This is a genomic window from Nocardioides salarius, assembly GCF_016907435.1.
In the GTDB taxonomy this organism is placed as follows: domain Bacteria; phylum Actinomycetota; class Actinomycetes; order Propionibacteriales; family Nocardioidaceae; genus Nocardioides; species Nocardioides salarius.
Window position 1 is genome coordinate 3,032,471 of sequence record NZ_JAFBBZ010000001.1, and the last position, 12,157, is coordinate 3,044,627.

Below are 12,157 nucleotides of genomic sequence, written 5' to 3' on the forward strand. Positions count from 1 at the left end.
GCGCCGCCTCAACCGACCCCGGCCGCCTTCTCCAGCGCGGCGACCTCGTCCTCGAGGTGCACCAGCAGCCGCTGCAGGTGCGGCACCGTGCGGCGGCAGCCGGTCAGCCCGAAGGCGATGCGCCCGTCGTACGACGTGCAGGTGATGTTGAGCGCCATCCCGTTGATCGGGATCGAGAGCGGGTAGGTGCCGACCAGTCGCGCGCCGTTCCAGTAGTGGGTGGTGCGCGGCCCGGGCACGTTGCTGATGATCAGGTTGTACGGCGGTCGCACGATGCCCTGCATCCGCAGCAGCGGCGCCAGGATCATCGGGGCCTGGCCCAGCGCGCTCATCGCCAGGATCTGCACCTGCGTCATCGACGACAGGGCCTCCTTGCCGGCCTGCATCGAGTCGTGGATGGCGCGCAGCCGGTCGGCGGGGTCGGGGCGCTCGGTGGCCAGCTGCACCATCACCGCGCCCACCGCGTTGCCACCCTCGGCCGAGGCGATCTGCGACTGCTTGGCGTTGAGGCCCACCGGCACCATCGCCACCAGCGGGGTGTCGGGCAGGGCGTCGAGCTCGAGCAGGTAGGAGCGTATCGCGCCGCTGCACATGGCCATCACCACGTCGTTGATGGTGGTGCCGGTGGCCTTGCCGATGGCGCGCAGCCGCTCGATGGGCCAGTCCTCGGCGGCGAAGCGGCGGGCCCCGGTGATGCTCTGGTTGAAGATGGTGCGGGGGGCGTGGAAGGAGACCGCCGAGGTCTCGTTGCGCACGCCCTTGCTGAGGGTGCGCACGAGCGCGGCCGGCATCGCCGCCGCCTCGGCGGTCAGCGCGAGCGCGCTGCGCAGCGCGGCCACCGGGATCTGCGGCAGCGACGGCGCCTCGACCCCCCGACCCGACCGGCTGCGTGGCGGGCCGGCGGCCCACGGCGCGGGCATGCCGCGCAGGTCGGGGTCGGTGGTGAGCACGCTCTGCAGCAGCCGCATCGCCGAGACGCCGTCGACCAGCGCGTGGTGGGTCTTGGTGTAGAGCGCGACGCGGCCGTCCTCGAGGCCCTCGATCACGTGCGCCTCCCACAGGGGGCGCTCCCAGGCCAGACGGGTGGAGTGCAGCCGCGAGCACAGCTCGAAGAGCTCGCGGTAGCGCCCCGGGGCCGGCAGCGCGCTGTGCCGCACGTGGTGGTGGGCGTCGAACTGCAGGTCGGGCTTCCAGACCAGCTGGCCCGCGGTGCGCACCGAGCGGTGCGGGTGCTTGAGGAAGAGCGGCGCGATCTCGTCGACGTCGCGCATCGCCTCGTACATCTCTCGGATGTACTCCGGGCCGGCCCCCTCGGGCTTCTCGAAGAGCTGCAGCCCACCCACGTGCATCGGCATGTTGCGGTTCTCCGCCAGCAGGAAGCCGGTGGCGGTGGGGTCGATGGCTGAGACCACGATGTGCCTTTCGCTCGGGGCGCCGTACGGCGTCGTGCCCCCGTGACGTGACGGGGGCCACAAGGAGAACCTATGTCGGGCGGAGAAGTCACGGGCACGCCGCCTCGAGTTCATCGCGATCCTTCCCAGCCGCCCGTCGGTGCTGCCAGCATCGGGCGCACCGCGTCGGCTCGCTCGGGAGCCGGTGCTCGTCCCACCGGGAGCTCTTGTGCTGCGCCGACTCGTGACCGCCCTGGTCCTCACCCTCCTCACCAGCGGGTCGGCGGTGGTGCTGCCCGCGGTGGGTGCCGCTCCTGCCGCCGCAGCCGCCAAGCAGTACTCCGCCCCGCTGAGCGTGGCGATCGGCGACCTGGTGGGCGCCTCCGAGGTGCGCACCGGCTACAGCCGGACCCTCTTCAAGCACTGGACCGACGCCGACGGCGACGGCTGCTCGACCCGCAACGAGGTGCTGATCGCCGAGGCCGACGACCCGGTCACCGTGGGCTCGGGCTGCTCGCTGACCGGCGGGCGCTGGTTCTCCTACTACGACGGCGTCTCGTGGACCGACCCCTCGGACGTCGACATCGACCACATGGTGCCGCTCGCCGAGGCCTGGGACTCGGGCGCCTCGGGATGGTCCTCGACCACCCGCGAGGCCTTCGCCAACGACCTGGACGACTACCGCAGCCTGGTCGGCGTGACCGACAACGTGAACCAGTCCAAGAGCGACCAGGACCCGGCGGACTGGTTGCCCGCCCAGCGGGTCTGCCGCTACGTGCGCGAGTGGGTGGCGGTCAAGCACCGCTGGCGCCTGAGCGTCGACGCCGCCGAGCGGTCGGCGCTGTCGTCGGTGGCCTCCGGCTGCAGCGACACCACCATCACGGTGACCCTGGCGCGCTGAGCTCCGGCGTACTGGCCGGTCAGCGTGCACAGGGCGGGTCCGGGGCGGGGCCGTCCCCAGGGGCCCGTCGCCCACCGACGGCGGGGCGCAGCGGCTCCTAGCGTTCCCGACGAGCACCGGAACCGCCGGTGCCGGACCCCTCGGGAGCAGACATGACCACCTCCACCCAGCACCGTCCCGCCCACCAGACCCGCCCGGGCCCGCGAGCCGGCGCGGGGCGCCGACTGGTGGTGGCCCTCGGCGCCGGCGCGGTCTGCACCGGCCTCGTGGTGGGCGCCGCGCAGGCCACCGAGTCCGCGCGCGACACCCGCGCTCCCGCGCCCGACACGATCGTGCGCGTGACCGGCAACGCCGACGGTGGCTTCGGCATCCAGCACTACGACGGCTCGACCCAGTTCCCGCCCACGACGAGCGAGGCGATGGCCGAGTGCCAGGAGTACCCCAAGAAGATCGGGCGGGTGCGCTGCCGCAAGGAGGTCAAGGTCTGGTACCGCGACCTCGCCGACCTCAAGCAGGCGATCAAGTACGCCCGTCGCGCCGGCTGAGCCCGTGCCGCCCGGCGGTGGCAGGATCGAGCCATGGCAGCGGCCCCGATCGACGAGCTCTGGAACCGCGGTCTGGCGCGCGGGCGGTCGTCCTACCGAGGCCGCGTGGCCCGGTGGAAGACCAAGCGCTGGCACATCGCCCAGTGCGCGGTGGCCGCCGCACTGGCGTGGCTGGTGGCCTCCGAGCTGCTCGGGCACAGCGTGCCGGTCTTCGCGCCGATCGCCGCGGTGGTCAGCCTCGGCACCTCCTACGGCCAGCGCCTGCGCCGCGTCGCGGAGGTCACCGTGGGCGTGGCGGTGGGCGTCGGCCTGGCCGACCTGCTGGTCGCCTGGCTGGGGGCGGGCTGGTGGCAGCTGGGCGTGATCGTCGGGCTGGCGATGACCGTGGCCGTGCTCCTCGACGGCGGCACCCTGCTGGTCAACCAGGCCGCGATCCAGTCGGTCTTCGTGGTCGCGCTGCTGCCCGGCACCGGCGAGTCGCTGACCCGGTGGAGCGACGCGCTGGTGGGCGGCGCGGTGGCCCTGCTGGCCGCGACCGTGGTGCCGGCCGCCCCGCTGCGCCGACCTCGCGAGCAGGCCGCGGTGGTGCTGCGCAAGCAGGCCGACCTGCTGCGCGGCGCCGCCGAGGTGATCGTCGACGGCGACGCCGAGCGCGGCCTCGAGCTGCTCGCCGAGGCCCGCTCGACCGACCCGCTGCTGCGCGAGCTCAAGGCGGCGGCCGACGAAGGCATGGCGGTGGTGGCGTCCTCGCCGTTCCGGGTGCGGCACCGGCCCGAGATCCGGCGGATGGTCGACGTCGTCTCGCCGATGGACCGCGCGATCCGCAGCACCCGGGTGCTGATGCGCCAGGTCGCGGTGGCGGCCTACCACCGCCGCCCCGTCCCGTCGTCGTACGCCGAGCTGGCCCGCGACCTCGCGCACGCCGTCGACGTCGTGGCGGCCGAGCTGGCGACCGACCGGGTGCCGGTCGCGGCGCGCTCGTTCCTGGTGCGCGTCGGGCTCGACTCGGGCCGCGTCGAGCGCTCCCCGGAGATGACCGGCGACGTGGTGCTGGCCCAGCTGCGCTCCATCGTGGTCGACCTCTTGATGCTCACCGGGATGGGCCAGCTGGAGGCCACCGACACGCTGCCGCCACCGCCGGGCTGAGGCTCTGGTCGACGTGAGCGACTCCACGTCGTGGGGGATTCGAGTCGCGTGCGGCGACCTGCCACCATCGCAGCATGCTCGAAGCGCGCGAGGCGAACCTCACCATCGACCTGTGCCTGCGGGTCGGTGAGCTGCTGCTCTCCTCGGGCGCCGGGGCGGCCGACGTCACCGCGACCATGCAGGGCGTGGCGCGCGAGCTCGGCATGCGCAACGCCGACGTCGACATCACCTTCACCTCGCTGGCGATGTCCTACCAGGCCAACCCGGAGGAGCCCGCGCTCGCGTCGGCCCGCCAGGTGACCCGCCGCGCCATCGACTACGACCACCTGACCCAGGTGGACCACCTGGTGCGCCGGGTCCTCGACGGCCTGGTCGACGTGCACGAGGCGCGCAGCGAGCTCGCCCAGATCGTCTCCACCGGCCACGACCGCCGGCGCTGGGCCGTGACCGGCGGCTGGGGCCTGATGTGCGGCGGCGTCGCGATCCAGCTGGGCGGCGGGCCGCTGGTGATCGCGCTGGCGGTGGTCTCGGCGATCCTCATCGACAAGGTGCAGGACCGGATGCAGCGGCGCCGGATGCCGTCGTTCTACCAGCAGGTCGTGGGCGGCGGCGTCGCCACGCTGCTGGCGCTGGGCGTGGGCGCCACCCCGCTCTCGGTCAACGTCTCGCTGGTCGTGACCGCCAACATCATCATGCTGCTGGCCGGCATCGGCTTCATGGGAGCGCTCCAGGACGCCCTCACCGGCTTCTACGTCACCGCCTCGGCCCGCCTGCTCGAGGCGTTCCTGGCCACCGCCGGGATCATCGCCGGGGTGACGGGCGGCCTGAGCGTGGCCAGCTCGCTGGGGGTGCGCATCCCGCAGCTCGAGCCGGGCGTGGCCAACCTGCAGTCGGCCGGCATGCTGGCGCTCGGCTCGGCCATCGCCGCCTCCGCCTTCGCCTACTCGACCTACGCGCCGCGGCGCATCCTCGTCCCGATCGCGCTGGTCGCCGGCACCGCCATCACGATCAGCCGGGTCATCGAGCTCGCCGAGGTCGGGCGCGCCTGGTCGGTGGCGATCGCGGCCCTCTTCGTGGGCCTGGTCAGCTTCACCGTCTCGGGGCGGATGCGGGTGCCGCCCCTGGTCGTGGTGGTGCCGGCGATCGTGCCGATGCTGCCCGGCCTGTCGATCTACCGCGGCCTGACCCTGCTCAGCGAGGGTGGCAGCGCGACCTCGCCGGGCCTGCTGGCCATGGTCGCGGCGATCTCGGTCGCGATCGCGCTGGCCAGCGGCGTGATCCTCGGCGAGTACGTCGCCCAGCCGCTCAAGCGCGAGGCGCAGCGCGTCGAGGCCCGCCTGGCCGGCCCGCGCCTGGTCGGCCCGGTGCACGTCATGAGCAGCACCCGTCGACGCCGCCGCAAGCGCGCCGAGGCCGCCCGCGAGGCCGAGGAGACCGACGGCTCCTAGCGGGCCCGGTCCCGGCAGCCGGCACCGGTGGTGGCCGCGAGGTGGTCCAGCCACCGCTGGGCGTGCCCGTCGTACGGCGTCGCGCCGGCCACGACCTGCCGGTGCACGCGTCCGCACCACTCGCGGGCCGCTGCCTGGACCTCGTCCGGGTAGCCGAACGCGACCCGGTGCTCCTCGAACTCGTCCTCGTCGTCGACGTAGACCCGCCCCTCCGACGTGCGCACCACGTCGAGATCGAGGTCGACCGAGCGCAGCACGTCACCGTCCCAGACCGGGGGCGTGGCGAGGTCGACGTAGACCGAGGCCCAGATGCCCGGGGCGTGGAAGGTCGCGGCGTACCAGCCCTCGCGCGGGGCGAGGGTCACGGTGTCGACGGCCGAGTGGAAGCGCGCGCCGGGTCGCTCGTGCAGCACACCGGCGGGCACCCCGATCCAGTCGCCCCACTCGTCCTCGCCGAGCAGCAGCCCGTCGAAGGACCAGTGCGGGCGCTCGCCCCACTTGCTCATCTCGACGCGGACCGGGCGGGGGTCGGGCAGGCTCACCCGCCCGACCCTAGCCGTGGGACCGGCCGGCTCAGACGACCGTCGCGTCCTGCGGCAGCACCTTCTTGGCGCTCCTGGCGATGATGTCCTGGTAGCGCGAGCCGGTGAGCTTGGCCAGGTGGTGCAGGGCGTGCGCGTCGATGCCGACCAGCACCCGCGCCTGGTTGCGGGTGATGCCGCGCACGATGATCTGCGCGGCCTTCTCGGGGGTCATCCGGGCCAGCTTCTTGTCGAACAGCTCGGCGGTCTTGGTCTTGTCCTCGCGCGCGGAGACCCGCGCGTTGCGGGCGATGGCGGTCTTGATGCCACCGGGGTGCACCGAGGTCACCCCGACGGGGTGCCCGGCCACCAGCATCTCCTCGCGCAGCGCCTCGGTCATGCCGCGCACGGCGTACTTGGCGGCGTTGTACATGCTCTGGCCGGGCATCGAGATCAGCCCGAAGAGCGAGGAGATGTTGACGACGTGGCCCTCGCCCGAGGCGATCAGGTGGGGCAGGAACGCCTTGGTGCCGTGCACGACGCCCCAGAAGTTGATGCCGATGATCCAGTCGATGTCGTCGTACTCGAGGTCGAGCAGGTCGCCGGCCAGCGCGACGCCGGCGTTGTTGACCACGACGTTGACGCGCCCGAAGTGCGCGACCACGGCCTCGGCGTAGGCCTCGAAGGCGGCTCGGTCGGCCACGTCGAGCCGGTCGCCGCGGACCTCGCGCGCGCCGGCGGCGCGGGCCAGCTCGACGGTGCCGGCCAGCCCGGCGTCGTCGACGTCGCTGAGGGCCAGGAGGGCGCCCTTGCCGGCCAGGTCGAGCGCGAGCGCGCGGCCGATGCCGGACGCGGCTCCGGTGATCACGACGACCTTGTCGCGGAGGTTCTTCATGCGGTCACTGCCTCTCGGTCGGTGCTGCTGGGGTGCGGGGGTGTCGTGGGCGAGCCGGGGGAGCCGGGCTCTGCGGTGACGGCGTACGCCGACACGTCGAAGCGCGCCAGCAGCCGGCGGAAGGTGAAGGTGGTGCGCGGCCACAGCGTGGTGTTGCGCCCGTGCTCGTCGAGGTACCAGCTCGAGCAGCCGCCGGTGGACCACACGGTGCGGCGCATCCGGCGCTGCAGGTCGTCGTTGAAGGCGGCGGTGGCCTGCTCGGTGGGCTCGACGCTGGCGTAGCGGTCGCGGCGCAGGGTGGCGATCGCGTCGCGCACGTAGGCGACCTGCGACTCGATCATGAAGACCATGCTGGAGTGGCCCAGCCCGGTGTTGGGGCCCACCAGCATGAACAGGTTGGGGAACTCCGGCACCGTGGTGCCCTTGTAGGCGGCCATCCCGGTCTCGTCCCACCGCTGCGCCAGCGTGCGGCCGGTGCGCCCGGTGGTGTGGTGGGCGAAGGGCAGGTCGGTGGCGGTGAAGCCGGTGGCCACCACCAGCACGTCGACCGGGCGCTCGGTGCCGTCGGCGCTCACGACGCCGGTGGCGCTGACCCGGGCGATGGGGTCGGTGACGAGCTCGACGTTGTCGGAGGCCACGGCGGGGTAGTAGCGGTTGGAGATCAGCACCCGCTTGCAGCCCAGCTCGAAGGGCGGGGTGAGGCGCTCGCGCAGGTCGGGGTCGGCCACGGCCTTGCGCAGGTTGGCCAGCGCGGCCTTCTTGGCCGGCAGCGCGATCCTGGCGTCGACGGTGAAGGCCGGCACGTAGGTCTCGCGGCCCCAGTAGATGGCCGAGCGGTAGGCGCGCTGCAGGCCGGGCACGTGGCGCAGCGCGGCCTTCTCGAGGGCGGTGTAGCGCCGGTCGTGGCGCGGCAGCACGTAGGGCGCGGTGCGCTGGTAGAGGTCGAGGTGGGAGACGACCTCCTGCAGCTCGGGCACGATCTGGATGGCCGAGGCACCGGTGCCGATGACGGCCACCCGCTTGCCGCGCAGGTCGACCGAGTGGTCCCAGCGTGCGGAGTGGAAGACCTCGCCGGCGAAGTCGTCGATGCCCTCGATGTCGGGCAGCCGCGGCTCGGAGAGGCTGCCGGCGCCCATCAGCAGGGTGCGCGAGGTCCAGGTGGTGCGGCCCTCGGGGCCCTGGGTGACGACGCTCCAGCGCTGGGTCGCGTCGTCCCACGCCGCGTCGACGAACGCGGTGTGCAGCTCGACGCGGTCGAGGACCCCCGACTCGCGCGCCACCCGCTGCAGGTAGGCCTGGATCTCCGGCTGGGGCGAGAAGGACATCGACCAGTCGGGGTTGGGCGCGAAGGAGAAGGAGTAGAGCTGGCTGGGCACGTCGCAGGCGGCGCCGGGGTAGCTGTTGTCGCGCCAGGTGCCACCCACGTCACCGCCCTTCTCGACGACCACCAGGTCGTGCTCGCCGTCCTCGGCGAGCTTGATCGCGGCGCACAGGCCGGCGAAGCCGGCGCCGACGACGAGGTGGTCGACGGTCCGGGTGCGGGAGGGAGCAGCAGTGGACATGCGTGCACGCTATTGCGGCTATTGAATGAGTGTCAATAGAATGGTGCTCGTGAGTCCCCACACGCCCGCACCCCGCACCCGGCTGAGCCCCGAGCAGCGCCGCTCCCAGCTGCTCGACCTCGGCGTGCGGCTGCTGGCCACCCGCTCGGTCGACGAGCTGAGCATCGACCTGCTCGCGGAGGAGGCGGGCATCTCGCGCGGCCTGCTCTACCACTACTTCGGCAACAAGCACGCCTTCCACGAGGCGGTCGTGCGCCGTGCGGCCGACGACCTGGTCAGCCAGACCGCGCCTCCGGTGGAGGGTGACCCGGTGCACCGGCTGCTGGTCTCGGTCACGGCGTACGTCGACTACGTGGACGCCAACTACGAGGGCTACCTGTCGCTGGTGCGCGGCGCCGCCAGCGGCAACGAGACGCTGCGCGAGATCTACGAGGACGCCCGGCGGGCCCTGACCGACCGGATCTTCGAGGAGGACCCGAACGGCAACCTGGTGCCCGACACCCCCGCCGCCCGGCTGCTGGCGCGCGGCTGGGCGGCGATGGTGGAGGAGCTGGTGCTGCGCTGGAAGGTGCAGCCCGACGGGGTCTCCCGCGACGAGCTGCTGGCGCTGATCGCCGGCTCGCTGCCGGCGCTGGCCCAGCTGCTGCCCGAGCAGCAGTAGGGCCGGCGCGGGAGCGGGCCGGCGCGGGCCCTCAGGCCCCGCGCACGACCTCGGCGAGCTGGTCGAGGCCCCAGGCGAGGTCCTCGGCGGAGATGACCAGCGGCGGGGCCAGGCGGATGGTCGAGCCGTGGGTGTCCTTGGCGAGCACGCCGCGGGCCATCAGGGCCTCGCACACCTCGCGCCCGGTGCCGACGGTCGGGTCGATGTCGATGCCGGCCCACAGCCCGCGCACCCGCACCGCCAGCACGCCGTGGCCCACCAGGGCCTCGAGGCGCTCGCGCAGGATGGTGCCGAGCTCGGCCGCGCGGGCCTGGTGCTCGCCGGTGGCCAGCATCCGCACCACGGCCAGGCCCACGGCGCAGGCCAGCGGGTTGCCGCCGAAGGTGGAGCCGTGCTGGCCGGGCTGCAGGACGCCGAGCACGTCGCGGTCGGCGACGACGGCCGAGACCGGCACGATGCCGCCGCCGAGTGCCTTGCCGAGCACGTAGAGGTCGGGCACGACCTCCTCGTGGTCGGAGGCGAAGGTCTTGCCGGTGCGGCCCAGGCCGGCCTGGATCTCGTCCATGGCCATCAGCACGTCGGTGCGGGTGCACAGCTCGCGCAGGTCGCGCAGGAAGCCGTCGGGGGGCAGCACGACGCCGCCCTCGCCCTGGATCGGCTCCATCAGCACGCCGACGGTGTTCTCGTCGATCGCGGCCTCGACGGCGGCGATGTCGCCGTAGGCCACCATCTCGAAGCCGGGGGCGAAGGGGCCGAAGCCGTCACGGGCGTCGGGGTCGTCGGAGAAGCCGACGATGGTGCTGGTGCGGCCGTGGAAGTTGCCGGTGGCCACGATGATCTTGGCCTGCCCGGGGGTGACGCCCTTGACCTCGTAGCCCCACTTGCGCATCACCTTGATGGCCGTCTCGACGGCCTCGGCGCCGGTGTTCATCGGCAGCACCAGCTCCTTGCCGCACAGGTCGCCGAGCTCGGCGCAGAAGTCGGCGAACTGGTCGTGCACGAACGCGCGGCTGGTCAGCGTGAGCCGGTCGAGCTGCTCGTGCGCGACGCGCAGCAGCTCGGGGTGGCTGTGGCCGAAGTTGAGCGCGGAGTAGCCGGCCAGCAGGTCGAGGAAGCGGTTGCCCTCGACGTCGGTCATCCAGGCGCCCTCGGCGTGCTCGACCACGACCGGCAGCGGCTTGTAGTTGCGGGCCGTGCGGGCCTCGCTGCGCTGGAACAGCTCGCTGCTGGAGCGGGACTCGGTCGCGGACGCCGTCATGGCTTCCTCCTGCTGCGTCGAAGGTGGCCGGCACGGCATCGGCGTGCAGGTCGTGGGAGATCGTGCGGTGCTACGACTCCCAGGGGAGCAGATCGGAGCCCGAAAACCAAGATCGCGCGCGATCGTACGGCGGCGCCAGCCGCCCCCGCGGCCGGGGCGTTGACCGTCGGGGCGCCGTCGCGGCATACCCTGCCGCCTGACACGCGGTCTGGTGCCGCTCCGCCCGACCGTCTGGACCGTTCCATGCTCCTCCCGCGCGCGCACGCCTCCGTGCTCTCCGCCCTCCTCCTCGCCGCCCTCCTCCTGGGGGTCACGGCCCCCGTCTCCGCCGAGGACGCCGATGGTGCCGACGTCGGCTCCCGGTCCGCCACGGTCGTCTTCCCCGACGTCAGGGGGATCAACCCCGACCGGGACGAGTACGTCGTCGAGGTCGCCGACAACGACTACGACCGGCTACGAGCCTCCTGGCAGGGGCACCGGACCGAGCTGGCCCTGGACGGCCCCACCGTGGTCGGGCTTCCCGTGGACGGCAAGAGCGTCGTTCGTGTCGAGGGTTGCGTGAAGCGGTCCTGCACCGAGATCGCGCGCTCGCCGCGCCTCGTCGTGCTGCGCGCGCTGCACGCGTCGTGGGGCCGCACCGTCCGGGTGGCTGAGGGCAAGGTGGTCGCCCGCGCCACCATCGACAGCCCGTTCCCGGCCGGGGAGGGCAGTGTCGCCTGGGAGGTCCTGGGCCCCGACCCCTCGGCAGCTCCGCTGGCCAGCGGGCAGACCGGGTACGAGGCGCGCCGGCTCACGGCGGGCTCGAGGCTGACCTTCTACCCGGTCGTCCCCGCAGGGCTCCCCGAGGGCGCGCACGTGCTGCGGGCCCGCCTCTCCCACAGCTCCACGACGTACGGCGACCTGGAGGGCGAGGTGAGCGGCACCGTCGTGGTGGACCGGACCGCCCCGGTCATCGGCTCGCTGAGCCTGTCCCGCGACACGGTCTACCCGCCGCGTGACGAGTACCAGGACACCACCACCGTCAAGGTCTCGGGCCCCGCCGACGTGGCCGGCGGCAGCTACGTGGCCGAGGACGCCGCCGGCGAGGTCGTCGCGCGCGGCGGGCTCGGCAAGCGTCCGGGCAAGCGGCTCTGGGTCACGAGCTGGCGCGGCGAGCGCAACGGCAGGAGCCTGCCCACGGGCGACTACCTCGTGCGCACGACCCTGGTCGACCGGGCGGGCAACCGGAGCGCGCCCGTGGAGACCACGGTCTCGGTGGTGGCCCAGCGCATGGCGGAGCGCAAGATCGACCTGCGGTTGCGCCCGACCGACGTGGAGATCGACCGCGACGTGGGCCGGTGCGCGCGGGTGAAGAGCCCGTCCTCGCGCCGGGTCCCCGGATCGATCGGTCTGTTCTCGGGGCTGCGTTGCGACAAGGCGGACCAGGAGCACGCCGTCACCGCGAACGGCGTCTACCTCCCGCCCTCCGCGGGCGGCCGCTACGAGAAGGTCCAGCTGCGCGTCAGGGGCGGCCGCTCCAAGCGGCACCGCAACGGCGCGCTGCCCTACCTCGTCGTCCACCTCGAGGACCGGAAGGGTCGGCTCGTCGAGCGCACCCAGCTGGGCAGCCGCTACAAGGAGTGGCGCCTCGACGAGGTCGGCGACGACATGGTGCACGACCGCAAGACGGATCGGCCCTACATCATCTGGCACGTCGGCCTGACCCAGGGCAGCCGCTACGACGTCGACGAGTACCGGGTGCGCGGTCGCTACCGCGAGCTGGTGGACGTCGCCACCGGCTGAGCGCCGACCCGGCTCGTTCGAACCAGCCGAGTCGGCGGGGTGTGGGG

At 73.3% G+C, this 12,157-nt stretch carries 11 protein-coding genes; 6 read left to right on the forward strand and 5 right to left on the reverse strand.

All coding sequences use genetic code 11. The features are described from left to right. Positions 1 to 8: 8 nt before the first annotated feature. On the reverse strand, positions 9 to 1,412 hold the full coding sequence (locus tag JOE61_RS14690) for a WS/DGAT/MGAT family O-acyltransferase (RefSeq protein ID WP_193666915.1): 1,404 nt from the start codon (positions 1,410 to 1,412) through the stop codon (positions 9 to 11). Positions 1,413 to 1,635: 223 nt separating this feature from the next. Here JOE61_RS14690 and JOE61_RS14695 point away from each other — a divergent pair, with 223 nt between their 5' ends. From JOE61_RS14695 to JOE61_RS14710, 4 genes are all read left to right on the forward strand, one after another. After that, positions 1,636 to 2,292, forward strand: coding sequence for an HNH endonuclease family protein (locus tag JOE61_RS14695; RefSeq protein ID WP_307823031.1), 657 nt, complete (start codon positions 1,636 to 1,638; stop codon positions 2,290 to 2,292). 152 nt (positions 2,293 to 2,444) lie between these two features. After that, on the forward strand, positions 2,445 to 2,837 hold the full coding sequence (locus JOE61_RS14700) for a hypothetical protein (RefSeq protein ID WP_193666916.1): 393 nt from the start codon (positions 2,445 to 2,447) through the stop codon (positions 2,835 to 2,837). 33 nt (positions 2,838 to 2,870) lie between these two features. Beyond that, a complete protein-coding gene (locus JOE61_RS14705) occupies positions 2,871 to 3,983 on the forward strand; it encodes an FUSC family protein (protein ID WP_193666917.1) in 1,113 nt (370 codons plus the stop codon). A gap of 74 nt (positions 3,984 to 4,057) precedes the next feature. Further along, positions 4,058 to 5,431, forward strand: coding sequence for a threonine/serine exporter family protein (locus tag JOE61_RS14710; RefSeq protein WP_193666918.1), 1,374 nt, complete (start codon positions 4,058 to 4,060; stop codon positions 5,429 to 5,431). Here JOE61_RS14710 and JOE61_RS14715 read toward each other — a convergent pair. From JOE61_RS14715 to JOE61_RS14725, 3 genes are read right to left on the reverse strand one after another with little or no spacing between them, the layout of a single operon-like run. Then, complete coding sequence (locus tag JOE61_RS14715; protein WP_193666919.1) at positions 5,428 to 5,973, reverse strand: ribonuclease FAU-1 family protein; 546 nt, start codon at positions 5,971 to 5,973, stop codon at positions 5,428 to 5,430. The two genes, JOE61_RS14710 and JOE61_RS14715, sit on opposite strands and share 4 nt — an antisense overlap. Positions 5,974 to 6,004: 31 nt before the next feature. Further along, on the reverse strand, positions 6,005 to 6,847 hold the full coding sequence (locus JOE61_RS14720) for an SDR family NAD(P)-dependent oxidoreductase (protein ID WP_193666920.1): 843 nt from the start codon (positions 6,845 to 6,847) through the stop codon (positions 6,005 to 6,007). After that, a complete protein-coding gene (locus JOE61_RS14725) occupies positions 6,844 to 8,409 on the reverse strand; it encodes a flavin-containing monooxygenase (protein ID WP_193666921.1) in 1,566 nt (521 codons plus the stop codon). Before JOE61_RS14725 ends, JOE61_RS14720 begins: the two co-directional genes overlap by 4 nt. Positions 8,410 to 8,458: 49 nt before the next feature. Between JOE61_RS14725 and JOE61_RS14730 the strand changes: the two genes are divergently transcribed. Then, positions 8,459 to 9,070 (forward strand): TetR/AcrR family transcriptional regulator, encoded by a 612-nt coding sequence (locus tag JOE61_RS14730; RefSeq protein ID WP_307823032.1) that lies wholly within the window; start codon positions 8,459 to 8,461, stop codon positions 9,068 to 9,070. Positions 9,071 to 9,101: 31 nt separating this feature from the next. Here JOE61_RS14730 and rocD read toward each other — a convergent pair whose 3' ends face one another. Then, positions 9,102 to 10,328, reverse strand: coding sequence for an ornithine--oxo-acid transaminase (rocD, locus tag JOE61_RS14735; protein ID WP_193666923.1), 1,227 nt, complete (start codon positions 10,326 to 10,328; stop codon positions 9,102 to 9,104). A 243-nt stretch (positions 10,329 to 10,571) separates the two neighbouring features. Here rocD and JOE61_RS14740 point away from each other — a divergent pair, with 243 nt between their 5' ends. Further along, on the forward strand, positions 10,572 to 12,110 hold the full coding sequence (locus JOE61_RS14740; protein WP_193666924.1) for a hypothetical protein: 1,539 nt from the start codon (positions 10,572 to 10,574) through the stop codon (positions 12,108 to 12,110). Positions 12,111 to 12,157 lie beyond the last annotated feature (47 nt).